The sequence below is a fragment of the Aliihoeflea sp. PC F10.4 genome, from assembly GCF_054612275.1.
This window is the reverse complement of record NZ_JBTSWH010000001.1, coordinates 1,674,984-1,699,850: the sequence shown is the minus strand read 5'-3', so window position 1 is coordinate 1,699,850 and position 24,867 is coordinate 1,674,984. Positions and strand designations below refer to the sequence as shown.

Below are 24,867 nucleotides of genomic sequence, written 5' to 3'. Positions count from 1 at the left end.
ATGCCGCGTTGGCTGATCCTAACCGCCACTCACATCCTCGTCTTGTCCGTAGGCTTCGCCGGCGGGATCTACCTGCTGCCTATCCTGACTGCGCCGCCTTCGCCCACTGAAGTTGCGCTTCAAAACTCTGCTTCTGAAGCGGTCTATTTTGGTCGATTTGCGCGCGATCTGGAAGGCAGTGATCTCCTCCATTGGGGCACTGGAGAAGTTCGGATTGCGCCCGATCGGATCGCGCACCTAGGGCGTCTTTCGCCTGGTCCGGATTACAAGCTCTACCTCGCGCCCCGGTTCGTCGAGACCAAGGCGGCCTTCCTCGAGATCAAAAGCTCTTCGGTTAGGCTGGGCGATGTGAAGACCTTCAATGGGTTTATATTGCAGGTGCCCAGAGGCGTCGATGTTGACGATTACAGTGCAGTTGTCATCTGGTGCGAGGCTTTTGATCAATTCATCAGCGCTGCAGAGTATCGTGTTCCACATCAGGCTCTCAAATGAGCCAGGTAATGGACAATGTGAAGGCTGCTTGCACGCGTGGCCTCGTCCTCGCGCCAGTAGCCGCCTTGCTGTTGAGCGTCGCCATCTTGCTGCTCGGCAACGGGCTGCTGGGCACGCTTTTGATCGTCAGAGCTGGTCAGGAGGGCTTCTCGGCCGCTGCGATCAGCGCGATGATGTCGTTCTACTTCGCAGGCTTCACGATTGGCGCGCTGGTTTTGCCTCGCATCATTGTGTCGGTGGGGCACGTACGGACCTTCGCCGGCTTTGCGGCGATCGCATCGATGACCGCCCTTCTCCATGTAGCGTTCGTAGATCCGGTAGCTTGGATGCCGCTTCGGCTCGTGACCGGCTTCGCATATGCGGGTATGATCCTCGCAACGGAAAGCTGGCTCAATGCCCACGCGGTTCAATCCACACGCGGTCAGCTTTTGTCGATTTTCGGCGTTGTATCCATGGGTTCTTGGGCGACCGGACAGGCGCTCCTCAACATCGCTCCACCCGCCGATGTTACACTTTTCCTCATCGTCTCGCTGCTGATATCTGCCGCAGTGGTTCCGATCACTCTACTTCCCAGTCATTCGCCGGCCGATGTACGGCACGAGTCGGTTGCATTCAGGGATCTCTTTTCTGTTTCGCCCTTGGCGTCGATCGGCGTCTTCTTGGCCGGGCTGGCCATAGGCGGCTTCTGGGGCATGGGGCCCAATTTTGCGCAAAGGATCGGTCTCGACGTCGTCGGCATCTCCGCCTTCATGGCCGCAGTTCTCGGAGGAACGCTTGTGTTGCAATGGCCGCTCGGTTGGCTCTCCGACCGGGTGTCCAGGAACCTGGTCATCGCAGGAGCGGCGCTGGCATCCGCCGTGGCAGCCATCGGCGTGTCGGTGGCGGCAGACGCCCCTTTGCCCGTCCTTCTTGCGGCGGGAGCGCTCTTCGGCGGTTTTGGCATCCCGATCTACTCGCTGTGTCTCGCCGCCGCGAACGACGACCTTCCTCCAGGGCGGCTGCTCGGCACCGCGCGAGGGCTTCTGCTGCTCAACGGGATCGGAACGGCGGCCGGACCACTTGTCGGGGGAGTGGTGATGGATCGTGTCGGGCCCGGTGGGCTGTTCGTCTATGCTGCTGTCCTGCTGACCATGCTAGCGGTGTTAGCGGGCCTACGCGGTCGCTCTCGCTCCGCAATCGAGGTAAAGGCGACACGTTGCCCGAGTACGCCGATGATCACCGCCTCTCTCGATGCGATGATACGAACCCAGGACGAGCCGCAGAGCGTTCGGAACTAGCGCTGCGGCCCTGGCGACCGTTTGCTATGAGACAGCTTCGACCTTCAGCTCTCGGCCGTTGAATTGAACGGTCTCGCCGGCCTGAGCCCCGTCGATTACCTCGAAGATCGGCGCCATCGTCGATATGCCCATAAGCTCGCGCCCATGGCAGACGAACTTGTCCGTTGACACCGCGACGACGAAGTAGCGACCCGACAACTTGATGACCGCCCCTTCTGTAACCGCCGTCTTCGGTCCGAAGTCGATTGTTCTCAGCTTGTCGAGCTTGTCGGCGTAATCGTCCAGCGTATCGTCGAGCGCCTCGGCGAAGTCGCTCGCGATCTCGGCTTGTGCCTGTTCGTCGTTCTCGATCGGCTCGCTCCGATCCAAGCGAGCCGTGGAAACATAATCGAGATACTTGTCGCGAGCGCTCTGCAGAGCAGCGGTCTCCAACGACAGCATCGTTTCCCGGATGTGGTCTTTATTCCAATCCATCTGCACCTCGTCGCATTGCAATTTGAAATGATAAGCCGATCTATCGGAGCAAGCCGTTGAAAGGCCGCGTTCCGCAGTCGGCGCCGTCATTCGTCGATGATGACGTCTTCGCCCTGGTAGGGGATCCTGATCAGCCGAGGATCCCGAATGATGCTGGTCACGAGCCAGACATACGTCTGTTCTGCGGTATCGAAGCCGAGAATGCTGAATGCGCCGCCGAACGGGCATGCCGGAAAGTCGGGGAAGCCTTCTCGAAGAACGTAACGCTCGGGTTCGCGATCGAATTCGGCCTTGTAGACCTTCCGCAGCCCATGCTTGCTCGGAACGTCTTCGTCGCCCGCAGGCGCTGTTTCACGATGTTCCAGGAGGCGCTCGGAAAGATCACGGTGGCAGATCTCGTCGAACACGTCGAAGGCATCAATCAGCAAACCTTTTCGCTCGGTCGCGGGATCGGTGATCGCGTAGATGTTCGAAGCATCTTCGGCACCGTCCCCGCTTTCGAGACGCAGCGCTGCGTCGACGCGAATGGAGCATGGATCGAGCCTCGATCCCAGTTCGAGATCGACCAGGTTGCCGTCCTTGACGCGGTACTCGCGGTCATAGCCCTTCGCGACGAAGGACTGCACTGCTTTTAGAACGTCGGTCACTTGGGCTGTCATTGATGCACCTCGAGTTCACGTTGGGACGGAAGAGCGGCCGTGGACGGCGCGCGGCAGCCTGCTGGGTCTAGTCGCGGCTCGCGCGTAGCGATCACAGCCACTTGGCCTTCTTGAACCGCACGAACAGGAAGAGGCAGAACATCAGCATGACACCAAGCACGACGAAGTAGCCGTAAGGCGTGTCCAGTTCCGGCATGTTCTTGAAGTTCATGCCGTATATGCCTGCAATCGCTGTCGGCACTGCGAGGATCGCGGCCCACGCCGCAAGTTGGCGGGTGACGACCCCGATTCTTTGCGCTTCGAGAAGGCTGCTGAACTCGAATACAGTGGATAGCACCTGCAGGAGGCCATCGACCATGGACTGGACACGATCAACATGGTCGGCAACGTCGTTGAAGTAGGGCCGCACCTCAGCGCTGATGCAGGGAAAGTGTCCGCGCACGAGCTTGCGCACCAGCTCGGCCATAGCGCCAAGGGTGCGCTGAAAGCGCGTCAGCTCGCATCTCAGGCCGAAGATGCGAGCAACGTCCTCTCGCCCAAGGAAGTCGTCGAGCGATCGCCTTTCCATCGCAAGTACGTCATCCTCGATCATTTCGAAGATGGGCAGATACTGATCCACGATCCGGTGAAGGATCGCGTGGAGGACGTAATCGACGCCTTTTCCGAACTGGGCGGGCGAACGCTCGAGTTGCTCTCGAAGGTTGCCCAATGCACCAGCGTTGCCGTGGCGAACGGTGATAAGATGGTTATGGCCAGTAAAGATCGCCGTCTTGCCGTAACGTATGCGGTCCCCGACCAGCTCAGCCGTCTGGGCGACGACGTAAAGCTCGCCGTTATAAACTTCGAGCTTGGGCGGGCATATCGGGTGCATCGCGTTGTCGATCGCTAAAGGATGCAGATTGTAGGTCGCCTGAAGCGCCCTCAGTTCGTTGACGGAGGGCTCGCTGAGCCCAATCCAGCAAAAGCCCGAACGGTTTTTGTCGAGTTCGACGCGCTCGTCGATAGCTACTTCCCGGATACGTCGACCCTCGTTGTAGTAATATGCAGCGATAACACTCATGCTGACCTCGCCGGAATGAGCAGCCCACGTTGGACTGCTGGGCGCGCGAGGCCGCGATCCAGCCACGCTTGGACATTCGAATGATTGCTAAGCCGCAGTAGGTCGCCGGCGTCGTAGGCGCCAACCAAGGCGTTGACCCAGCCGAGGGTCGCAATGTCGGCGATAGAATAGTCATCGACGATCCAGTCGCGCCCGTCCAGTTGGCGGTCTAAGACTCCCAGGAGGCGTTTGGATTCATCAGCGAAACGCTTCTGAGGACGCTTATCCTCATAGTCCTTGCCGCCCCCGCGCAGGAAAAAGCCGAGTTGACCGAACATCGGGCCAATCGCCGACATCTGGAAGAATACCCAGCTTAGCGCCTCGTAGCGCTTGGCTGATGCTCTCGGGACGAGCTGGTCGGCCTTCTCCGCCAAATAAACGAGGATCGCGCCGGATTCCCAAACGCCGAGCGGCTTACCGTCCGGACCCATTGGGTCGATGATCGCTGGTATGCGGCCATTCGGGTTTAGCGAAACGAAGGCCGGATCTTTGCTTTCGTTCTTAGAGATGTCGATAAAGTGCGGCTCGTACGGCAGGCCGATCTCCTCGAGCATGATCGAGACCTTGACGCCGTTGGGCGTGGGCGCGGCGTAGAGCTGCAGGAGGTCAGGGTTGGATGCCGGCCAGCGTTGTGCGATCGGAAACGACGAAAGATCTGGCATGATGTGGCGATCCTAACAACTCGATGGCTGAGGAGCGGTATGACCGCTTGATTAGCTGGGTTTCGGGCCCGCACCATCAGTGGATGCGGGTCCGATGGTGCGACCCAGGGGCTCAGCCGCAAATGTGGCTGCAGCTATTCCGCTGCCGCGCCGGCCTCAGCCTGGGTGTCGCCAGCGTCTTTACGCTTCGGGAGCACCCAGTTAGCGCGCGGGAAATGACAGGTATATCCGCCCGGCCTCTTCTCCAGATAATCCTGGTGCTCCGGCTCTGCTTCCCAGAAGTCACCCACGGGCTCGACTTCGGTGACGACCTTGCCGTCCCACAGTCCGGACGCGTCGACGTCGGCTATCGTATCTTCGGCGATGCGCTTCTGCTCCTCGTCGATGTAATAGATGCCAGATCGATAGGAGAGGCCGCGGTCGTTGCCCTGGCGGTTCTTTGTCGTCGGATCATGGATCTGGAAGAAGTATTCCAGGATATTACGGTAGCTCGTCACTGTCGGGTCGAAGGTGATCTCGATCCCCTCCGCATGAGTGCCATGGTTGCGATAGGTGGCGTTCGGCACGTCGCCGCCGGTGTAGCCGACGCGGGTCGAAACGATGCCGGGCTGCTTGCGGATCAGATCCTGCATTCCCCAAAAGCATCCGCCAGCGAGAACAGCGCGCTGATGCATGTTAAGCCTCCTCTACTTGGTCGAGATACTCGCCATAGCCCGCGGCTTCCATCTCATCGCGCGGGATGAATCGAAGCGATGCCGAGTTGATGCAGTAGCGCAGGCCGCCGCGGTCGGACGGCCCGTCCGGAAACACGTGGCCAAGATGGCTGTCGCCGTGCACCGAGCGAACCTCCGTCCGGACCATGCCATGCGAGCTGTCTCGCACTTCGTTCACGTGAGCCGCGACGATCGGCTTGGTAAAGCTCGGCCAGCCAGTGCCGGACTCGAACTTGTCCGTCGACGCGAACAACGGCTCGCCGGATACGACGTCAACGTAGATGCCCGCCTCCTTGTTGTCGTTATACTCGCCGGTAAAGGGTCTCTCGGTGCCGTCCTGCTGGGTGATCCGGCGTTGTTCCGGGGTCAGGCGTTCGATTGCTGCCTGCGACTTTTCAAACTTCATGGTGAGTCTCCATTACTTAGTTAGAGGGCCAGGCACACTACGTTCAATTTATCACGTCGATACTCACATCAACTATCGCAGTGGCTCCAACGATAATCCAATACGTCGTGCGTATAGTTTCTATACCGCACATGCCTCTTGCTTGGCGGGTCAACTCCAATCGTAACGGGCTGCAAGCTGAGCGACTTTTCGTATCTCGACCGGTGCCGTAGATCCGGACACGGTGGCGATTACGATCTCACGCTCCAACGCGAAGCCCTCGATCGGCCTTGTGATCAGGCCGTGGGTGGTGGCCGCGCGTTCGGGCAAAATGCATATCCCCCGCCCTTCGGCGACGACGCGCTGCACCCAGTCGTCTCGATCTGAGCGGAAGCGAGGGCGCATGCGCACCTCTCGACGCGCGAAGTGCTCGAAGATTTGATCGCGGCACTCGCATTTCAGTCGATCGACGAACGGGAAAGCAAGCAGGTCTTCACCACGAACGACTTCGCACGCCGCCAAGGGGTGATCTGCAGCGCAGCCGAGCACGAAGCGCTCCCGGAAGAGAGGACGCACATCAAGTTTACGATCCGGCCTTGATTCGCGAGGCAGGATGCACGCGTGATATTTGCCTGAGAGCACCTCCGACGTGTCCTCGCCCGATTGGAGCGAGTGCAGTTTGATCTCGATGGACGGCACCTCTTCCAGCGCGCTGTCGAAAAAGGCTGTGAAGGTCCTCGGGCCGACGCTGGAGGCGACAGCAACGTCGAGAACACGATGCCGCCCCATTGCCCAGTTTTCCGAGTGGTGTCTTACGCTCTTCATCGCGACCAGCATTCGGCGGAATTCCAACTCGACGTCCTGACCCAGGCTCGTCAGCCGGCTGTTCTTCCCGTCACGATAGATGAGCGGTCCACCGAGTTCCTCCTCCAGGCGGCGGATCGCTCGTGTCAGGCTTGGTTGTGAGACACCACTGAGACGAGCAGCCGCAGTGAAATTCAGCGTCTCGGCCAAGTTGATGAAATAGCTGACCTGATTGAGTTCCATAGCCCTTTGGCCTGCGCCCTGACGAGTGGCACCCCAGAGGACCGATCCGACTACAGCCTCAGAAGTATGCGCGACGCATATAATCATGGTTTAGGGGCTTGTCTATATGCGCCGCGCATATAGAAAGAATGTCTTGGGCTGCTAGTTCGGGTCGATGGTGCTCCTGCTAAGCCGCCGTTGGAGGCTCGACGCATATGGCAGGAACGCGGTTCACGTTTGCCGGGGGAGGGGGGTCTGAACTAACCGGGCACCTGGAGGCGCCAGAAGGCACTCCTCGCGGCTGGGCGATTTTCGCCCATTGTTTCACTTGCGGGAAGGACAGCCGCGCCGCCGTGCACATCGCACGCGCGCTCTCGCGGGCCGGTATCGGCGTCTTGCGGTTCGACTTCGCCGGCACAGGGATCGCGAGTTCCGCGGAAGAAGCGGTAAGCTTCGCTTCTGACGTCGACGATCTGAGGGCAGCCGCGGAGGCCATGGCGGCCGCCGGTATGCCACCCGCCCTCCTTGTCGGGCACAGCCTGGGTGGAACGGCTGCGATCGTAGCCGCTGCCGCGCTGCCGGATGTCGCCGCGGTGGTGACGATCGGTGCGCCGGCCGACCTTCAGCATATCTTGCGCGTTTTCCGGCCTGGCGACCTTGACGCGATAGCGAGCGAGGGCGAGGCCTCTGTGGAGATCGCTGGCAGGCCCTTCCTCATCCGCCGCACCTTCCTGGAAACGGTAGAGCGAGCCGACATCGAGAAGTCCATCGCCGCGCTTCGACGTCCGGTGCTGGTCATGCATTCGCCGGTGGACCAAGTCGTGGGCATCGAGCACGCCTCGCGCATCTTCGTCGCATCACGCCATCCTAAGAGTTTTGTCTCGCTCGACACGGCGGATCACCTTCTCACCGACGTCGACGATGCGAACTACGCCTCAGCTATGGTCGCCGCGTGGGCCAGCCGCTTTCTTCCGCCGCTAGCGGCGGATCTTCCGCAGGTCGAGGCGGCAAAAGGTGTCGTTGCGTCGGAGACGCTAGCGGGGAAGTTCCAGCTCACGGTCCGCAGTGGCGAGCATACTCTGTTCGCCGACGAGCCGGAATCGGTCGGAGGTCTTGGGAGCGGCCTGTCTCCCTACGAACTGGTGTCAGCCGGGCTAGCTGCCTGCACGGTGATGACGATGCGCCTTTACGCCAACCGCAAGGGCTTCCCGCTCGAAAGAGCGACGACGAGCGTGCGGCACGAGAAGGTGGCGGACATAATGCCTCCCGACCGCTTCACACGCACCATCGTTCTCGATGGGCCGCTCAGTGATGATCAACGCGCGCGCATTCTTGAGATCGCGGATCGGTGTCCCGTCGATCTGACGCTCGTCCGGGGTTCTGATGTGCAGACCGAGCTTTCGAGCGGCGGCCAGCCTGCAGGTGCAAGGCCGTCGAACTGATTGGCACACAGCGTTTAGGGTGATCGGATGATGAGCCTGCCAGCTACAGACCAGACGCCGACGCAAACCGAGCGAGCGATACTCGCGGGTGGCTGTTTCTGGGGCCTGGAGGATTTGCTGCGCCGCGCCAAGGGGGTCGTGGCCACGCGTGTCGGCTATATTGGCGGTGAAATGCCAGATCCGACTTATGCGAGACATTACGGCCACGCGGAAGCCGTCGAGGTGACCTTCGATCCGTCCATTCTGACGTATCGGGCTCTACTGGAACTATTCTTCCAGATTCATGATCCGACGACCTACGAGCAACAGGGCAGCGACGTCGGCCCAAGCTATCGGTCGGCGATATTCTATACGTCTAAAGCGCAGATGGACATCGCCTTAGCGACGATCGCCGAGATCGAAGCCTCGGGTCGCTGGCCTGGGCCAGTCGTGTCCGAGATCAACCCGGAAGAATCCTTCTGGGAGGCTGAGCCCGAGCATCAGAAGTATCTCCTGCGTCAACCCGGTGGCTATAGCTGCCACTTCCCGCGACCGACCTGGCGATTGGACCGAGCGAACCGATGAGCGAGCTTCGACTATCATCGACAATACTGCTGCAAGGGTGCTCGCGCTTTGTCGTGCTGCCAGCCGGGTCACCGTCATGATGCCGGAATACGTGATCGCCGGCTTGTGGGGCCTTTTGTCGGGAAGCGGACTGCTGGTGGGGGCGGTGCTGGCGGACGTGCTTTTCGGGCGGCTTACTCACCGCATGATCTCCGCAGTCATGGGCTTTGGTGGCGGCGTGATGATTGCCGTTGTCGCTACCGAACTCATCGGCGATCGCGTTTCGGCCGGGATGGGCCCATTTGCGATCTTCGCGCTACTCGCCGGAGCTGCGATCTTCAGCGGCACGAACTGGTTTTTGTCTCGCCAAGGCGCGAAGCACCGAAAGCGATGCGGTGAATGCACGGAACAGGCCACTGAACAGGAGCACCGCGGTAGTGGTGCTGCAATTGCGCTCGGCAGCGTTCTCGACGGAATTCCAGAGGCCCTTGTGATCGGGATGTCGGTGGCTGGTGGCGGCAGGATCAGCCTGGCCGTCGTGGCAGGCTTCTTTCTTGCAAACGTGCCCCAGGGCCTATCGAGCACTTCAGGAATGAAGGTTGCGGGCCGACCCCGAAGCTATATCTACGCGGTCTGGATCGGCATTCCCCTACTCGTTTGCGTTGCCGCCGGTGTGGGAAATCTCATCCTCGGCTCGGCATCGACTCAGGCGCCAGCCATCCTTTCTTTCGCGGCCGGCGCCGTCATAGCGATGCTGGCAGAAGCTATGATTCCCGAAGCGTTCGAAAAGGCGCCGCCGTTCATAGGGCTCATCACGGTCGTGGGATTTCTGGCGGCATATCTCATCGCTCAACATTGATTCATGCGATTGCGATGGTCCTACGCCTCGCCGCTGTTCTCGCGATCTACGCCACGCTCATGCAACTCGGCATCAATCGGGCAATTCGTGCAACCCTCATAGCAACACAAGCGGCAGATACGGTAGGAATGCTCAAGATTTTCCAGGCGATGCCGTAAGACGCGTTCCGCGATGTCGCAAAGAACTCTCAATTCGTCTGGGCTTAGGATGGATAACCCCTCAGCGATCACCTCGTCGCGTGAGGAAAGGACTTCGTCGCTCGCTACCTTGCCCGCCGCAGTGAGATAGAGAGACCGGGTGCGACCATCCGTGAAATGCTCACGGCGTTCGACCAATCCCTCAGCAGCTAACCGATCCACCAAACGGACAGTCGCTGCATGGGAGAGGCCGACGCCGATGGAGAGCATGCGAATCGAGAGCCCAGGCATGTGCGCAATCAACGCCAGGGCCGATGCTGCGGGTCCAGCTTCCGGCGCCCGCGATGAACTAGCGCGAACGATGTCGTCGCTGATCATGAGTGCGAACGCCCCGAAGATATTTCGATCTCGAGGTCCATCCATTGTCACATCTATATGTGCGCGAAGCATAGACAGCAAGTCATACGCGTGTGGTGCGGGTCGGCAAGCGTGCGGAAAAAAGGCCGGATTCCCAGAGGCTTACGACGTTCCGCCGATGACGCGGGAGATTGAAACTCCGCAATTTAGATCATGGCGCGCACGGACTGCCGATACCTGGCGGCTATAGATCGGTGAAGTTTGCCGTGGTTTCGGCTGCCTTGAGGCCGAATCACATCGTTCCAGCGCCAGCTACGCGTTGTGGCCAAATGTTATCGGCAGGCCTGGGAGCTCGCTTTCTGCGTCCCACCTCAACCGACTCACCCTGGTCAGCCACGACCGTGCTTTAGCCGCAGCCAGCCGGCAGATGGACATCAAACCCCCTATCCGTCTTGGGGACGCGTAGGCCTTGAACGCGTTTCACGCAGCCCCCCAAAGAACGGCTGCTTGTTTGGACGGCGCAAGCTGGATCGTCCGTGCTGACACTGCCGCGTTGACCCCGAGTGCCCACCCAGATAGGTCTATGCGTGACGCATACATAATGTGTTGTTGCGCACACGCCGCCAGAGCCGATTTCGTGCGCCATGTTTCACTGAGCGAATGGCGGATGCTTCAGTCAGTAAGGCGAGCCAGGGGAGATAGGCATGACGGTTAAGGTCGCAATCAACGGTTTCGGTCGGATCGGGCGACTAGCCTTACGGTCGATCGTCGAACTACATCGAGAGGACGTCGAAGTGGTTGCGATCAACGACCTCGGGCCGGTCGCTACCTTGGCGCACCTTCTGAGGTACGACTCGGTTCATGGTCCCTTTCGTGGATCGATCGACCTCGGCGAAGACTGGATCGACGTCGGGTCCGGTAAAATCAGGGTGTCGTCGGAACGCGATCCAGCAAACCTGCCCCATGATGAGCTTGGTGTTGACGTGGCGCTCGAATGCACGGGCTTCTTCACATCCAGGGAGAAGGCCGAGTCGCACATTCGTGCGGGAGCAAGACGCGTGCTCGTCTCCGCGCCGAGCGATGGGGCAGACAAGACGATCGTCTTCAAGGTCAATCACGACACGCTGACCGCTGACGATGTCGTCGTATCAAATGGCTCATGCACGACCAATGTCCTCGCGCCTGTCGCGAAGGTACTGAACGACCTCTGTGGCATAGAGCGAGGCTATATGACCACGGTTCACGCTTATACCGGTGACCAGCCGACGCAGGATACCGTCCATAAGGATCTCTACCGCGCCCGCGCAGCCGCACTCTCAATGATCCCGACGTCCACCGGGGCTGCGAACGCGATCGGCCGCGTGCTGCCGGAACTAAAAGGTAAGCTTCATGGCTCGTCGATCCGCGTCCCAACGCCGAACGTCTCGGTCATAGATTTGGCTGTTTCGACGTCGCGTGAGGTTTCGATAGACGAGGTGAACGACGCCATCCGTCAGACTGCCGCCGGTGCAATGAGTGGGGTGCTCGCCTTCACGACAGAGCCCTTGGTGTCGGTCGATCTGAACCATCGGACCGAATCCTCAATCGTCGCACTTCCCCAGACAGATGTTGTCGACGGCAGGATGGTTCGCGTGCTTGCTTGGTACGACAACGAATGGAGCTTTGCGACGCGTATGGCGGATACCGCGGTCGCAATGGCGAAGCTCATATAGCCGATCGAGTGCCGGCAAAGTCGTCACTCGGCGAAAAGGTGGGTTTTCCAAAAAAAAGGAAGCATCGATGAGCATGAATGGACCATTGGCGCGCGCAGCGAGAGCCCTGATTCAGTGGCCGCGATCACATGTCGCCAAGATCGCTGAGTTGGACGAGGAAACGTTAGCTCGGTTCGAGGCCGGCGGTAGCATGCTTGCAGCTTCGGAACTGACGCGGTTGCGTGACGCGCTCGAACGGGGCGGCGCCGTCTTCATCGATGAGGATCATCGCGCGGGATCGGGCGTGAGGCTTAAGTTCAACGCCAAGGATGTGCGTGCCATTAATCGGATGGAGGGCGAAGGCGGGCCGGTAGGCACCGACGATGTCTGAAACCTCAGATTCTCGCGCCGGAGCTGGGGTATCAGGCGACAGACACTCATTCCTGCCGTGACCACGCCTATCATGACACCACCGGATGCTCGACGCACTATCCTTCGAGACGGCAATCAGGGGGATGGGCCCACGCAGGCGTATTACCTGATAAGTCGATATTCACGGGTCTCATGATCGGCCCAAGACCATCTACCCTCTCCCGTGGCCTGATGGGCGTTTCTTGAAAAGCCTGTCACGCGCTGCAAATCCAAAAACGATCGTCGTCGTCATCACGAGGTAGGCAACTATGCCGCCCGGAGAGAGTGTAGGCACTGCGGCGAGGATCAAAGCGTCGTTGCCACCGGGTATGAGGCCGATACCTATTCCCATCAACGCTCCGCCGACAATCGATCGCAGAATGCCGGCAACCGTCGGCCGTTGAAAACGCAAACGTCCCTGACGCACGGATGCCGTGATTGCTCCCGCAACAGAGGCAATGACCGCAACGAGTGCGACCTCGCCTGTTGGTGTCATTCGAAGAGGAAGGCCGCGTTGGATCAGGTCAGCGAACGTCCATGCCGGTGACAGGGCGTAAAGAAGTCCACCAGTGATACCGAGGCCAATCATTGAGGCGCCAAACGCCCAACCCGGTCTTCTTCGCGATGCGCCCTTCGTCGATACGAACATCACCGCCAGCGCTAGTACAACCGCAAGGGCGAGAACCGTAGCGGCCCCAGAGATGCTTGGGCTCGCGATAAGACTTGTCCACGTGACGAGAGAGCCGGGCCGACCATGATCGGCAATCAAGATCCCGACTGCTAGTCCCACAGGAAGAGCTAGCAGTCGCATTTCCCCATCGCCTAACCGTGCCAACGATCCAAGCAGACAAGTGTCATTGATGAGCGCCCCAAAGCCGAAGGCGATGGCGCCGATTAGGAGAAAGGCGTTGACGTTCGTCGAGGGTGCAAGGGTCGCGTTCAGCGTCCCAGACCAAGCGAGCGGAATAGCAACGAGGCCCGCCGCTGCAGACGCCGCAACAAATCCGACGAACATTCTTGGTGGGCGTCGTTTCTGCAACTCGTGAGCAGCTACGACCAGACATGTTCCACCTCGGTTTGCGGAATACCCGAACCAGAATGCCAGCATGCATATGAGAAGGTCGAACGCGATGGATTCCAAGGTATCAAGCCTGATTCATTTTCTCGTCAGTCGTTCTTCGAAGGACGCCGGGGTGGCGAGCGGGCTGGCGGCGTCGCGCTTTCAGTAGGTCGTGGCCTCGGGTAGCCGCCCAGATGCCGGAGGCTTGCGAGCTCATTTTTGTTCAACCCGTTTTCGAGGAGCCGCTCGGACAACGCGCCTAGGTCGTTCAGGTCCATGGGCGATAGGGGCGAGACCCACGCCGCGATCACCTGCTCGCGCGCTCTGAGCAAAGCTCTAGTCATCTCCTCACCGGAATTGGTGAGGTGGATGAAACGCGCCCGTCTGTCGACGGTGTGTCGCCGCCGTTCGACCAGATGATCGGTTTCAAGCCTGTCGATCAATCGCACCGTCCCGGCATGGGAAAGCCGAAGCCGGCTAGCTAGGACGCCGATAGGCACCCCAGGCTCAACACTAAGAAGGATCATCAGCGCAGCCGCTGGTCCGCTCGGCGAAAGCGAGGCTGAGGCACTCGCGATGTTGTCAGCCACCGCGAGCGCTAGTGCACCAAAATGATATTTGGCTGCCGCCGGCTCCATCCGTCAACGATATATGCGTGACGCATAGACATCAAGTGTCCGAAGATGTATGACTGCCGCATACATTTCTGGGATTCGGAGATGGTCATGCTCACCGAAGGACTCGGCTCGGATTCCTCGCCTGAGATCGAAAGAGATGCGCCGTCCACTGGCGGCTTAAAATTTCGCGCGCTGCTCGTGCGCTTGAATGGCGGCAGCCACGGAGGGGCATCATGCCCGATCTGACGCTTGATCTGCGATACCTCAAATACGCGATCCAGGTCGCCGAGGCAGGTAGCTTTCGCCGGGCGGCCGAACGCATTGCGATCTCCCAATCTACCGTGAGCCGTCGGGTGCAGATGCTAGAGCGTCAGCTTGGCGTTTCGCTGTTCGAGCGCACAAGAACAGGTGCCGCGCTAACGCCCGAGGGAGCACGCTTTCTTCAGCACGCGGCTGTAGGAGCGCGATACCTGCGCGAGGCTGCGACGGAGATCCGGTCCACACGAAACCTCAAGACCGGGCTTATCAGATTTGGGATGCTCGAAGCGTTTCCGGCGGGCCCAATCATCGACCTTCTCGCGGACTTTCGACATCAATATCCGACTATCGAGGTGAAGCTCGAGGAAGGCACGTCAGAAGAGAATACATCGCGGGTGCGGCGTGGATTACTGGATGCCGCAATTTGCCTTCGCACAAACAGCAACCGCCAGTTTCACATTCGACGCTTCTGCGATCCCACTTTGTTTGTGGCATTGTCCCAGCGTCACCAGTTGGCGTCGCGAATGCAATTGGCTTGGGAAGACATCTGCGACGAGGTCTTCCTCGTTCGTTCCGACGGTGCCGGACGTGAACTCTCTGACTTGCTCAAGCGCATGGTAGGAGCCGTAGAAGGAGAGGTTCAACTATCCATTCAACAGGTCAGCCGGGAGACACTCCTCACCATGGTCGAGCAGGGCTTCGGTTTAACCATCACGACGTTGGTTCGCCAAACTGACATCGCGTTGGTCCCGCTTTCATCGGCCCGAGCGCCTACGGCTGCTACGATTTCATGCTGCGACAACGACAATCCCGCCCTACCACTGCTGCTGAAATGTCTCGACACCCTCTCAGGGTTGAAGGGGAGGAGTCTTGGCTAATCTTCGGTCTTTTGCGTCGTAGCTCGCCTAGCTTTTGCAAAACCGCGGTCGGTCGCGATGAACCGCTGCAACATAGGAACGATCAACCTAGCCGGATCGACCGCAGGCTGCCCTTGTTCGCGCCCTAACAGATCGGCATAGTCGGCCAAGTCGTGATGAAGAGCAGCAGGCAACTCGACTTGAACTTTGATCGGCTTTTCTTCCGCGATAGGCCCCAGCTTGAGCTTCGACATTATCATCCCCCATATGGTTCGAGCACGAGATCGCGCGTCACGATAACCCGGACAGGGAATCCTGGCCGGACGGTGAGCGTCGGTGGCACATTAAGCTGCCGTCTGACGATCTGCTGACCCGCGTCGTTAAGCGTGTCCTGACCGCCGTTGCGGATCGCCTGGATCAAGCGATCATCATTGTCCACGGCGAGTTCGGCGCCGACGCTGAGCAGCGTGGAAAGTCCCGCCGCCTTGGCGAGATCCCACCAGTGGTAATCGACGCCGTCCTGCAGGCCGGCGAAACCTTCGGCATCGGCACCTGGCTGGCGCTCGAGCACGATCGAGCGGCCATTCGGAAAGATCAGCCGGTTCCAGACAAGCAGCACACGGCTTTGCCCGAACTGCACGTTGTTGTCGTACTGGCCGATGACGCGCGTGCCCTGGGGCACCAGAAGGATGCGGCCTGTCGGACTATCGTAGATGTTCTCCGTCACCTGGGCGGTGATCTGTCCCGGGAGGTCGGATCGGATGCCGGTTATGAGCGCCGCCGAGATGACTGCGCCGGCCTGAAGGATGTTCGGCGACGCCGGAGCAACGACGCGATCGGGCGCGACCGTCCGGCGATCGGCCGCTGCGTTGAGGAAGGCATTCTGGCGATCCTGCGCGGAGGGTGTGGCCGGCGGCGGCGCGAGGCCGAGGCTCGTCAAATCCGGCGCGGGCGGGAGTGCCGGGACACCTCCCGCCGCAGCGGGCGCCCCCCGGCTTTCCGATCCGGAGAAAAGGCGGCTGGTCCGCGCGGTCTCGATCTCCTGAAGGCGGCGCTGCTCTTCCGGGCTGATGCCGGGATTGGGCGTGGCGATTCCGGGTGTCGGCACCGGCTGTCCGCGATCCTGGGTGCTGAGGATCGGCCGCCCGAGGTCACCGGGAAGTGGCGGACCGAGCTGCGGCACGCCACTGTAATCTCGCGGCAGGCCGGCCAGTCCGTCAGCGGTCGAGCGGTTCTCGGTCGAATAGAGTTCGTCGTTCGGCCGACCGCCGTCGCGTGTCTGAAGCGCGTAGATCAGCGCACCGCCGAGCCCAACGCTGGCGACAAGACCGAGGCCGGCGAGAACCTTCCGCGATAACCGCGTGACGCGGGGCGGTTCGGCGCGCAGGCGCATCGGCGCTGGCCCGACCGGCTCGCCGGTCAAGGGCTGCCCATCGTCGGGCACTTCCTCATTCCGGGGCGGGTTCTCGCTCATGAGGTCGGCCTTCCGTCGGTGCGGAAGATCCTGACGCGCTTCTGCTCGCGACCGGAGCCGAAACGCAGTTCGGCGGCGGCGAACAGGCGGTCGACGATCATGTGGTGGCCGCGAACGCGGTAGTTCACCAGCTCGGAGGTATTGCCCTCGGGGCCGACGACGAAGAGCGGCGGCATCTCGCCCTGACCGATGCCGCGCGGAAACTCGATGAAGACCTGGCGGCCGTCATCGAAGGCGCGCAGCGGCCGCCAGGGCGCGCGATCACCCTCGATCGCGTAGCGGAAGTTGACGTTGGCGAGATCGACTCCGCTCGCCACCGGCTGGGCGGCCTGCGCCTCGGCGTTCTGCCGGCGCAGGGCGATGAGCTGGTCCTGCGGATACTGCCAGGAGACCGATGCCATATAGGTCCGCTCGGTCGAGCGCAGCTCCATGTGATAGGTGCGCATGTTGGTGTTGATGACGAGGTTCGTCATCAGGTCGGCCCGCGTCGGCTTCACGAGGATATGGATTTGGCGCGTCGCGCCCGATCCGCTCTCGGTGTCGCCAATGATCCAGCGGACCGTGTCCCCGGCCGCCACCGGACCGGCGCCGACGAGCTGCTCGCCCGGCTGAAGCGCGATGTCGGTGATCTGCCCGACAGCAGTATAGACCTGATAGAGCGCCCCTTGCGTCCAGGGATAGACCTGCATGGAGTTGATGAAGCCGTCGCGCACCGGCTGGACGCGGGCCGCCTCATTGGCCTGATTGACGCGCGCCGTCGGGTTGGTCGGCTCGGGCGCGCGTCGCGTCTCCGGCACGGGCTGCAACTGGCCGGGTAGCGGCAGCGGCCGCGGCAGCTCGACCACGGTGACGGGCGCTGGCGGATCGACCGTCTGCACAGCCGGGGCCGCATTGTCGTAGGAGATTTCCGGCGGTGGATTGGTGGTCGCACAGCCGGCCAGCGCGCTCGTCGCCAGCAGGACCGCAGGGAATGCGGCTTTCCGCAGAACTGCGAATACGATTGTGTGTGAAGCCGGATTTCCGGCTTTACGGAAAGACGGCTTCATTGCCCAAGCTCCCGTGACCAGTTGATGGCGTTGACGTAGATGCCGAGCGGATTGGCCCTGAGCCGGTCGGCGTTGCGAGGAATCTGCACGACGATCGTCAGGATCGCCGTCCAGCGCGTGGTTTCGGCGAGCTGGCCGTTCTCATAACGACGTTCGACCCAGGCGACGCGGAAACTGTCGGGAGACGCGCGGATGACGCTTGAGACGTCGACGGCGACCTGCTGGCGGCCGACCCGCGTGAACGGGTCGTTCGAGCGGGCATAGTCATTGAGCGCCATCGCCCCGCGATCGGTCGTGAAGTCGTATGCCCGCAACCAGTTCTGACGCACGATGATCGCGTCGGCAGGAATCGAGCGGACCTGCTCGATAAAGCGCGCCAGGTGGAAGGCGATCTGCGGATCGGTGGGACGATAGTCGGCCTCGGCCGGCGCCACGGCTTGAGCCTGACCGACGCGATCGACCTGCACCACCCACGGCACGATCGTTCCGCGTGCCGACTGCACGACGAGCGCGGTAGCGAAACCGGCGGAGAGGATCAGGGAGCCGAAGGCCATGAGCCGCCAGTTTTTGGCCTGGATGCGAGAGGCGCCGATGCGCTCATCCCAGACCTGCGCCGCGCGCTGATACGGCGTCTCGGGTTCGGCCGCTTTGCCGTAATGGGTGGTGGGTCGTTTGAACATCAGCGATCGCCTTCGGACAGGTTGACGGAGGAGCCGCCGCCGTGGGCGTCGCCGGAGCGGACGGCATGGGCCGTGGCTTGCACGGCATGGGTCATGCGCTGGGAGCGGCGCATCCGCTGCGCCCAGGCGGGCGGTCCGCCGGCATTGGCGGCACCGGAGGACGCGGCGCCGTCACCGGCGGCATCACCGCCGATCGAGCCCATGGTGGAGGAGCCGCCCGTCGCCTCGAACGCGGCTTTGCCACCGGCGTTGAAGCTGGAGCGCATGCTCTCGGCGGCGCGGGAGGCCGCACGGCGGAGCGGTGAGACCGCAGCGCTGCCACCGGCACGAGCGACCCCGCCAAGCCCCGAGGCGACACCTGTCGCGCCGGACTGCCCGGCAGCGCCAAGGCTGTAGGCAGTGGAAGCCCCGCCTGCGAGCGCAGCACCGCCACGGGCGGCTGCTGCTGCGCCACCGGCGAGTGCCGCGCCGCCGGACGCGGCTGCGCCGACCGCGCCGACGCCTGCCGCCACCATGCCGCCTGCGGCGAGGCCTGTGCCGACGGCGGCGCCGGCGCTGAGTTGAGGACCGCCGGAGACGATGCCGCTCGCGATCCCGGGACCGAAGATGCCGAGGCCAAGCAACGACAGAGCGGCGAGCACGATCGCCATAGCCTCGTCAATAGATGGGTTCTGGCCGCCGAAGCCGGATGTGAACTCGGAGAACAGCGTAGAGCCAATGCCGATGATGACGGCGAGGACCAGGACCTTGATGCCGGATGAGATGACGTTGCCGAGCACGCGTTCGGCCATGAAGGCGGATTTGCCGAACAGGCCGAACGGGATCAACACGAAGCCGGCGAGCGTCGTCAGCTTGAACTCGATGAGTGTGACGAAGAGCTGGATGGCGAGGATGAAGAAGGCGAGCAGCACCAGAGCCCACGCCAGGAACATGCAGGCGATCTGGATGAAGTTCTCGAAGAACGACCAGTAGCCCATCAGGCTGGAGATCGAATCGAGCAGCGGCCGTCCGGCGTCGAGCCCGGTCTGAGCGACCTTGCCGGGGCGCAGAAGGTCGGCTGTCGTGAAGCCCGTGCCGCTGGCCTTCAGGCCAAGGCCTGCGAAGCTCTCGAAGATGATCCGAGCGAGATTGTTCCAGTTGCCGATGATGTAGGCGAAGACCCCGACGAACAGCGTCTTTTTCACCAACCGTGCGATGATGTCGTCGTCGGCGCCCCAGCTCCAGAACAGCGCCGCTAGCGTCACGTCAATGACGATCAGCGTTGTGGCGATGAACGCGACTTCGCCGCTAAGCAGGCCGAAGCCGCTGTCTATGTAGCGGGTGAAGACCTCGAGGAAGTGGTCGATGACGCCGGTGCCGCCCATGATACTACCGTGCCTCGTCGGGCTGGGGCGCGCTTTCACGGCGGATCGGATTGTCGGGGATCTCGCGCGGAATCGCATTCGGCGGAGGCGGTTCGGGGAGACGCTCCATCGGACGAGCGCCGGGCGCGAGAAAGCGATGACGGTTCTCTGCCCAGGCTCGGAGGCACCCCGGATCGCGCGGCCCCGCTTCGCCAAGGGACTGGCAGCGGATCAATTCGTCACGCAGGGGATCGGCCTGAGCCTGGGTAGAGCGGCCGGATGGCCAGGCCGCCGGCGCTTCCTCCTTGCGGGTCATCTCGATCGCGGTCGCGGTGACCGCGACCGCGACGAACACGACGGCGCCAAGCCGCGCGAGCATCTTGCCGCCCATGACCATGTCCTCAGTTGCCGTTCGGGAACATGCGGGCGTTGCCGGGCTGGTAGCCCGTGCCCGGCGTCAGGAAGCGGCGGCGCTGTTCGCGGCCCTGTTCGGCCGCTGCCGCCCGCTCGGCCTCGGAGAGGCTCTGTGCGCGGCCATTGGCGGCAACGACGGCGGTGAGGTCAGCGAGCTGTTGTGCTTGCAGGGCGAGAAGCTGATTGCCCGCCTGCGTCGCCTGAAGCGCGCCGGTCGCGCCCTGGCTTTGGCCGACGAGCGCCGTCATCTCACCGCGATTGGTGTCGATGTTGCCGACGACGCCGGCCTGCACGCGCATGGCGTCCTGCAAGCCTCCGACTGTGTTCTGCCAGCGCTCGCGCGCTCCCGCGACGAGCGCCTGATCGGACGCCGACATCGACGCGTTGCCATAGGTGGTCTGAAACGCACGGTCGATCTGCTGGACGTTGAGGGCGATGCCCTGCGCCTCCGCGAGAAGTTGCTGGGTGCGCTGCACCGACTGCTGAAGCTGCTGAATCGATGAGTACGGCAGGCTCGCGAGATTGCGAGCCTGATTGATCAGCATGGTCGCTTCATTCTGAAGCTGGGTGATCTGCTGATTGACCTGCTGGAGCGTGCGCGCCGCCGTCAGGACGTTCTGCGCATAGTTGGTCGGATCATAGACGATCCACTGTGCGGCGGCCGGCGGGGCGAAGATTGGCGACAGCGCGAGCGGCGCGGCAAGGAGCGCGGCGCCGATGCGCAGCGCGCGTGAGCGGGAACGAACGGAACGGGTCATGGGCGTGCCTCCGGATCGGTTTGGGGGGTGATGTTGGTGAGGTCGGCGATGAGGTCGGCGGCCCAGCCGAGCCGGTTCTCGCCAAGCCATTCGGCAAGGAAACCATCCGTGCCGCTGCGGGCGTGAACCGCGGCGATCAGCGCCTGGTGCTGCTTCGACGAGGCGGCGCAGAGCGCCAGCGCTACGTCCGACAGACCCAGCTCGAAGAGCCGGTTGCCGCGGCGGGACTGGCAGTAATAGTCGCGCTTGGGCATCGCGCGCGCGAGGATCTCGATCTGGCGATCGTTGAGGCCGAAGCGGCGATAGATGGCGGTGATCTGTGGCTCGATCGCGCGTTCGTTCGGGAGCAGGATGCGGGTCTGGCAGCTTTCGATGATGGCTGGGGCGATCGCCGAGCCGTCGATGTCGGAGAGCGACTGCGTGGCGAAGACGACGCTGGCGTTCTTCTTGCGCAGGGTCTTCAGCCATTCGCGGAGCTGGCCGGCGAAGCCCTCGTCGTCGAGCGCGAGCCAGCCTTCATCGACGATCAGCAGGGTTGGGCGACCGTCGAGGCGGTCCTCGATGCGGTGGAAGAGATAGGCGAGCACGGCGGCGGCAGCGCCGGTGCCGATCAGACCTTCGGTCTCGAAGACCTGAACATTGGCCTCGCCCAGATGCTCGGTCTCGGCGTCGAGCAACCGGCCGTAGGGACCGCCGACGCAATAGGGTCGCAGCGCCTGCTTCAGGTCGTTGGACTGGAGGAGGACCGACAGGCCCGTCAGAGTCCGCTCGGCGATCGGTGCGGAGGCGAGCGACGACAGCGCCGACCAGAGGTGCTCCTTGACCTCGGGCGTGACGGCAACGCTCTCGCGCCCCAGGATCGCGATCAGCCAGTCGGAGGCCCAGGCCCGCTCGGCGACGTCGTCGATGCGGGCCAGCGGCTGGAGCGACACGCTGTCGTCCGATCCTTCGGTAAGCCCACCGCCGAGATCATGCCAGTCGCCGCGCATGGCGAGTGCGGCAGCGCGGATCGAGCCGCCGAAGTCGAACGCGAACACCTGGGATTGCGCATAGCGCCGGAATTGCAGCGCCATCAGCGCCAGCAGCACGGACTTGCCGGCGCCTGTGGGGCCGACGATCAGCGTATGGCCGACATCGCCGACATGGATGGAAAGCCGGAACGGGGTCGAGCCTTCGGTTCTGCCGTAAAGCAGTGGGGGTGCGTCGAAGTGCTCGTCCCGTTCCGGTCCCGCCCACACCGCCGACAGCGGGATCATATGGGCGAGATTCAGTGTCGAGATCGGCGGTTGCCGGACATTGGCGTAGACATGGCCCGGCAGGCTGCCGAGCCAGGCATCCACCGCATTGATCGTCTCTGGCATCGCGGTGAAGTCGCGGCCCTGGATGACCTTCTCGACCATCCGCAGCTTCTCGGCGGCGATGCGCGGATCGTCGTCCCAGACGGTGATCGTCGCCGTCACATAGGCCTGGCCGGCATAGTCGGCGCCCAGCTCCTGCAGCGCCATGTCGGCGTCGGCTGCCTTGTTCGCCGCGTCGGTGTCGACCAGTGCCGAGGCCTCGTTGGTCATCACCTCCTTGAGGATTGCAGCGATCGACTTGCGCTTGGCGAACCATTGCCGCCGGATCTTGGTCAGCAGCTTCGTCGCGTCGGTCTTGTCGAGGAGGACGGCGCGGGTCGACCAGCGATAGGGAAAGGCCAGTCGGTTCAGCTCGTCAAGGATGCCGGGCGTGGTCGCGGTCGGGAAGCCGACGATGGTGAGGATGCGAAGATGCGCATCGCCCAGGCGCGGCTCCAGCCCGCCGGTCAGCGGCTGGTCGGCGAGTAGCGCGTCGAGATACATCGGTGTCTCGGGGACGCGGACGCGGTGCCGCTTCGTCGAGACGGTGGAATGCAGATAAGTCAGCGTCTCGCCGTCATCGAGCCAGGCACATTCCGGCATGAAGGCGTCGATGAGTTGAAGGATGCGATCGGTGCGGTCTGCGAAGCCGCGCAGTACCTCGTGCGCATCGACGCCGGCATGATCGCGACCCTCGTAGAGCCAGGTCTCGGCGCGGGCGGCGTCCTCGGCCGGTGGCAGATAGAGGAAGGTCAGGAAATAGCTCGACTCGAAATGCGCGCCGGCTTCCTCGAAGTCGGCCTTGCGCTCGGCATCGACCAGGCCGGAAGCGCTGTCGGCGAACATGCTGGCCGGATAGGTGGCGGCGCCATGGCGCTGCGCCTCGACGAAGATCGCCCAGCCGGAGCCGAGGCGACGAAAGGCATTGTTGAGCCGGCCGGCGACGGCCACCAGCTCGGCCGGTACGGCGCTGTCGAGGTCGGGGCCGCGAAAGCGCGCCGTGCGCTGCAAACTCCCGTCCTTGTTCAGCACCATGCCTTCGCCGACCAGCGCTACCCAAGGGAGGTAGTCGGCGAGCCGGGTGTTGCGGTTGCGATACTCGGCAAGGTTCATCATCGCGTCGCTCCTCAGACCGACAGGTGGCCGGGGATGCGCAGATGCTTGCGCACGACGTCGACGAACTGGGGATCGCGCTTGGCGGCCCAGACGGCCGCGAAATGCCCGACGGCCCAGAGGCCGAGGCCGACCAGCCAGAGGCGCAGGCCGAGGCCGAGCGCGGCGGCCAGAGTGCCGTTCAGGATGGCCAGCGAACGCGGCGCGCCGCCGAGCAGGATGTGCTCGGTCAGCGCCCGGTGGACCGGGACTGAGAAGCCCGGCAGTTCGCCGCCATGATCCGCGCCGTCGGCCATCAGACGAGCGCCCCGCCGCCGAACGAGAAGAAGGACAGGAAGAAGCTCGACGCGGCGAAGGCGATCGACAGGCCGAACACGATCTGGATCAGCTTGCGGGCGCCGCCCGACGTGTCGCCGAAGGCCAGGGTCAGGCCGGTGATGATGATGATCATCACCGCGATGATCTTGGCGACCGGCCCCTCGATCGATTCAAGGATCGACTGAAGCGGCGCCTCCCAGGGCATCGACGAACCCGACGCGTGGGCGGCCGGCGCCAGGGCGAGTGTGAGGAAAGTGACCGACACCGCCGTGGCGATGTGGCGGCGGATGCGCAGGGCGTGCTTGATCATGACGGGTCTCCTGTGAGGGGCTGGCTTGCGGGGATGACGCGGTAGTCGCCGTCGGGGCCGAGTTCCTCGATGCGAGCGAGTTCAGCCAGGCGGCGCGAAGCGCCGCGGCCGGAGAGCACGGCGACGAGATCGATCGTCTCGGCGATCAGCGCGCGCGGGACGGTAACGACGGCTTCCTGAATGAGCTGCTCCATGCGGCGGAGCGCGCCGATGGCGGTGCCAGCGTGGATGGTCCCGACGCCGCCGGGGTGGCCGGTGCCCCAGGCCTTTAGGAGGTCCAGCGCCTCGGAGCCGCGCACCTCGCCGATGGGAATGCGGTCGGGGCGCAGGCGAAGCGAGGAACGGACGAGATCGGAGAGCGAGGCGACGCCGTCCTTCGTGCGCATCGCGACGAGGTTGGGTGCCGCGCATTGCAACTCGCGGGTGTCCTCGATCAGGACGACGCGATCCGAGGTCTTGGAGACCTCGGCGAGCAGTGCGTTGGTGAGCGTGGTCTTGCCGGTCGAGGTGCCGCCGGCGACGAGGATATTGCGCCGATCGGCAACCGCCTGGCGCAAGGTCTCGGCTTGAGCCGCCGCCATGATCCCGGCGGCGACATAGTCGTCGAGCGTGAACACGGCGACGGCCGGCTTGCGGATCGCAAAAGCCGGCGCGGACACCACGGGGGGCAACAGCCCCTCGAACCGCTCCCCCGTCTCGGGCAGTTCGGCCGAGACACGCGGGGCACCCGGATGAACTTCGGCGCCGACGTGATGGGCGACGAGGCGGATAATGCGCTCGCCGTCTGACGGCGACAGTCGCTCACCCGTATCGGAAAGCCCCTCGGAAAGCCGGTCGACCCAGAGCCGCCCATCGGGGTTGAGCATCACCTCGACGATCGCGGGATCTTCCAGAAACGTGGCGATCGCGGACCCGAGGGCTGTGCGCAGCATGCGCGCACCGCGAAGGATCGCTTCCGATTTCTGGTGAGTGGCCGCCACGTCGTCCCCGTTCTCTTGCGGGACCGCGACATGCGGCCCTGGATCGGGGATGAGTAGAAGAGGCAGAAATCATGG

The 24,867-nt window shown here is 62.8% G+C and carries 29 protein-coding genes; 8 read left to right on the top strand and 21 right to left on the bottom strand.

From position 1 onward, the window contains the following. Together ACX82Z_RS08500 and ACX82Z_RS08495 are read left to right on the top strand one after the other, a co-directional pair. Entirely contained in the window at positions 1–492 is a 492-nt protein-coding gene (locus ACX82Z_RS08500) for a DM13 domain-containing protein (RefSeq protein WP_037520587.1), read from the top strand. Then, the gene (locus ACX82Z_RS08495; protein ID WP_252365000.1) at positions 489–1,769 is read left to right on the top strand and encodes an MFS transporter; all 1,281 of its coding nucleotides are present in this window, start codon (positions 489–491) and stop codon (positions 1,767–1,769) included. Before ACX82Z_RS08500 ends, ACX82Z_RS08495 begins: the two co-directional genes overlap by 4 nt. A gap of 24 nt (positions 1,770–1,793) precedes the next feature. Here ACX82Z_RS08495 and ACX82Z_RS08490 read toward each other — a convergent pair whose 3' ends face one another. The 7 genes from ACX82Z_RS08490 to ACX82Z_RS08460 form a co-directional block, all read right to left on the bottom strand. After that, positions 1,794–2,333, bottom strand: coding sequence for a hypothetical protein (locus ACX82Z_RS08490; protein WP_234791967.1), 540 nt, complete (start codon positions 2,331–2,333; stop codon positions 1,794–1,796). Continuing rightward, on the bottom strand, positions 2,330–2,902 hold the full coding sequence (locus ACX82Z_RS08485) for a hypothetical protein (protein ID WP_037520582.1): 573 nt from the start codon (positions 2,900–2,902) through the stop codon (positions 2,330–2,332). Before ACX82Z_RS08485 ends, ACX82Z_RS08490 begins: the two co-directional genes overlap by 4 nt. 91 nt (positions 2,903–2,993) lie before the next feature. Further along, positions 2,994–3,962 carry a magnesium and cobalt transport protein CorA gene (locus ACX82Z_RS08480; protein WP_037520579.1) on the bottom strand — a complete coding sequence of 323 codons (969 nt, stop codon included), beginning with the start codon at positions 3,960–3,962 and terminating at the stop codon, positions 2,994–2,996. Next, on the bottom strand, positions 3,959–4,663 hold the full coding sequence (locus ACX82Z_RS08475; RefSeq protein WP_037520577.1) for a glutathione S-transferase N-terminal domain-containing protein: 705 nt from the start codon (positions 4,661–4,663) through the stop codon (positions 3,959–3,961). Before ACX82Z_RS08475 ends, ACX82Z_RS08480 begins: the two co-directional genes overlap by 4 nt. Positions 4,664–4,797: 134 nt before the next feature. Then, a complete protein-coding gene (gene msrA, locus ACX82Z_RS08470; protein WP_037520576.1) occupies positions 4,798–5,337 on the bottom strand; it encodes a peptide-methionine (S)-S-oxide reductase MsrA in 540 nt (179 codons plus the stop codon). Between the two features lies 1 nt (position 5,338). Beyond that, the gene (gene msrB / locus ACX82Z_RS08465; RefSeq protein ID WP_037520575.1) at positions 5,339–5,782 is read right to left on the bottom strand and encodes a peptide-methionine (R)-S-oxide reductase MsrB; all 444 of its coding nucleotides are present in this window, start codon (positions 5,780–5,782) and stop codon (positions 5,339–5,341) included. Positions 5,783–5,932: 150 nt separating this feature from the next. Beyond that, positions 5,933–6,808, bottom strand: coding sequence for a LysR family transcriptional regulator (locus ACX82Z_RS08460; protein WP_037520573.1), 876 nt, complete (start codon positions 6,806–6,808; stop codon positions 5,933–5,935). A gap of 194 nt (positions 6,809–7,002) precedes the next feature. Between ACX82Z_RS08460 and ACX82Z_RS08455 the strand changes: the two genes are divergently transcribed. The 3 genes from ACX82Z_RS08455 (at position 7,003) to ACX82Z_RS08445 (ending at position 9,631) form a co-directional block, all read left to right on the top strand. Next, complete coding sequence (locus tag ACX82Z_RS08455) at positions 7,003–8,229, top strand: bifunctional alpha/beta hydrolase/OsmC family protein (RefSeq protein WP_037520572.1); 1,227 nt, start codon at positions 7,003–7,005, stop codon at positions 8,227–8,229. 27 nt (positions 8,230–8,256) lie between these two features. Continuing rightward, positions 8,257–8,793, top strand: coding sequence for a peptide-methionine (S)-S-oxide reductase MsrA (gene msrA, locus ACX82Z_RS08450; protein ID WP_229342224.1), 537 nt, complete (start codon positions 8,257–8,259; stop codon positions 8,791–8,793). Between the two features lie 76 nt (positions 8,794–8,869). Next, positions 8,870–9,631, top strand: a complete 762-nt coding sequence (locus tag ACX82Z_RS08445; protein WP_051886772.1) for a ZIP family metal transporter — start codon at positions 8,870–8,872, stop codon at positions 9,629–9,631. 20 nt (positions 9,632–9,651) lie between these two features. Here the strand turns inward: ACX82Z_RS08445 and ACX82Z_RS08440 are convergent, their stop codons facing one another. Then, complete coding sequence (locus tag ACX82Z_RS08440; RefSeq protein ID WP_206366640.1) at positions 9,652–10,146, bottom strand: MarR family winged helix-turn-helix transcriptional regulator; 495 nt, start codon at positions 10,144–10,146, stop codon at positions 9,652–9,654. A gap of 683 nt (positions 10,147–10,829) precedes the next feature. On the opposite strand from ACX82Z_RS08440, the gene gap reads away from it, so the two are divergent. Next, positions 10,830–11,837 (top strand): type I glyceraldehyde-3-phosphate dehydrogenase, encoded by a 1,008-nt coding sequence (gap, locus tag ACX82Z_RS08435; protein ID WP_037520571.1) that lies wholly within the window; start codon positions 10,830–10,832, stop codon positions 11,835–11,837. Between the two features lie 190 nt (positions 11,838–12,027). Beyond that, the gene (locus ACX82Z_RS08430; RefSeq protein ID WP_278422797.1) at positions 12,028–12,207 is read left to right on the top strand and encodes a hypothetical protein; all 180 of its coding nucleotides are present in this window, start codon (positions 12,028–12,030) and stop codon (positions 12,205–12,207) included. A gap of 192 nt (positions 12,208–12,399) precedes the next feature. Here the strand turns inward: ACX82Z_RS08430 and ACX82Z_RS08425 are convergent, their stop codons facing one another. Then, the gene (locus ACX82Z_RS08425) at positions 12,400–13,368 is read right to left on the bottom strand and encodes a YeeE/YedE thiosulfate transporter family protein (protein ID WP_037520568.1); all 969 of its coding nucleotides are present in this window, start codon (positions 13,366–13,368) and stop codon (positions 12,400–12,402) included. A gap of 26 nt (positions 13,369–13,394) precedes the next feature. Continuing rightward, a complete protein-coding gene (locus ACX82Z_RS08420; RefSeq protein ID WP_234791960.1) occupies positions 13,395–13,814 on the bottom strand; it encodes a MarR family winged helix-turn-helix transcriptional regulator in 420 nt (139 codons plus the stop codon). 323 nt (positions 13,815–14,137) lie between these two features. Between ACX82Z_RS08420 and ACX82Z_RS08415 the strand changes: the two genes are divergently transcribed. Continuing rightward, complete coding sequence (locus ACX82Z_RS08415; RefSeq protein WP_038303941.1) at positions 14,138–15,040, top strand: LysR family transcriptional regulator; 903 nt, start codon at positions 14,138–14,140, stop codon at positions 15,038–15,040. On the opposite strand, the gene ACX82Z_RS08410 is transcribed toward ACX82Z_RS08415, so the two are convergent. The 11 genes from ACX82Z_RS08410 to trbB are packed head-to-tail and all read right to left on the bottom strand — an operon-like array spanning position 15,037 to position 24,792. Beyond that, entirely contained in the window at positions 15,037–15,273 is a 237-nt protein-coding gene (locus ACX82Z_RS08410; protein WP_037520564.1) for a DUF2274 domain-containing protein, read from the bottom strand. The two genes, ACX82Z_RS08415 and ACX82Z_RS08410, sit on opposite strands and share 4 nt — an antisense overlap. Positions 15,274–15,275: 2 nt before the next feature. Further along, positions 15,276–16,493 (bottom strand): TraB/TrbI/VirB10 family type IV secretion system protein, encoded by a 1,218-nt coding sequence (locus ACX82Z_RS08405; protein ID WP_037520563.1) that lies wholly within the window; start codon positions 16,491–16,493, stop codon positions 15,276–15,278. After that, positions 16,490–17,539, bottom strand: a complete 1,050-nt coding sequence (gene trbG / locus ACX82Z_RS08400) for a P-type conjugative transfer protein TrbG (RefSeq protein WP_037520560.1) — start codon at positions 17,537–17,539, stop codon at positions 16,490–16,492. Before trbG ends, ACX82Z_RS08405 begins: the two co-directional genes overlap by 4 nt. Further along, complete coding sequence (gene trbF, locus ACX82Z_RS08395) at positions 17,536–18,219, bottom strand: conjugal transfer protein TrbF (protein ID WP_037520558.1); 684 nt, start codon at positions 18,217–18,219, stop codon at positions 17,536–17,538. Before trbF ends, trbG begins: the two co-directional genes overlap by 4 nt. Continuing rightward, positions 18,219–19,583 (bottom strand): P-type conjugative transfer protein TrbL, encoded by a 1,365-nt coding sequence (gene trbL / locus ACX82Z_RS08390; RefSeq protein ID WP_037520557.1) that lies wholly within the window; start codon positions 19,581–19,583, stop codon positions 18,219–18,221. Before trbL ends, trbF begins: the two co-directional genes overlap by 1 nt. A 4-nt stretch (positions 19,584–19,587) precedes the next feature. After that, the gene (gene trbK-alt / locus ACX82Z_RS08385; protein ID WP_459587932.1) at positions 19,588–19,953 is read right to left on the bottom strand and encodes a putative entry exclusion protein TrbK-alt; all 366 of its coding nucleotides are present in this window, start codon (positions 19,951–19,953) and stop codon (positions 19,588–19,590) included. A 10-nt stretch (positions 19,954–19,963) separates the two neighbouring features. After that, positions 19,964–20,734: a P-type conjugative transfer protein TrbJ gene (trbJ, locus tag ACX82Z_RS08380; protein WP_037520555.1), complete on the bottom strand. Its 771-nt coding sequence runs from the start codon at positions 20,732–20,734 to the stop codon at positions 19,964–19,966. Next, on the bottom strand, positions 20,731–23,187 hold the full coding sequence (gene trbE, locus ACX82Z_RS08375; RefSeq protein WP_037520553.1) for a conjugal transfer protein TrbE: 2,457 nt from the start codon (positions 23,185–23,187) through the stop codon (positions 20,731–20,733). Before trbE ends, trbJ begins: the two co-directional genes overlap by 4 nt. Positions 23,188–23,198: 11 nt before the next feature. After that, the gene (locus ACX82Z_RS08370) at positions 23,199–23,480 is read right to left on the bottom strand and encodes a VirB3 family type IV secretion system protein (RefSeq protein WP_008827607.1); all 282 of its coding nucleotides are present in this window, start codon (positions 23,478–23,480) and stop codon (positions 23,199–23,201) included. Continuing rightward, complete coding sequence (locus ACX82Z_RS08365; protein WP_037455233.1) at positions 23,480–23,812, bottom strand: TrbC/VirB2 family type IV secretion system protein; 333 nt, start codon at positions 23,810–23,812, stop codon at positions 23,480–23,482. The genes ACX82Z_RS08370 and ACX82Z_RS08365 overlap by 1 nt, the downstream gene beginning before the upstream one ends. After that, positions 23,809–24,792 carry a P-type conjugative transfer ATPase TrbB gene (gene trbB / locus ACX82Z_RS08360; protein ID WP_430262660.1) on the bottom strand — a complete coding sequence of 328 codons (984 nt, stop codon included), beginning with the start codon at positions 24,790–24,792 and terminating at the stop codon, positions 23,809–23,811. The genes ACX82Z_RS08365 and trbB overlap by 4 nt, the downstream gene beginning before the upstream one ends. Positions 24,793–24,867 lie beyond the last annotated feature (75 nt).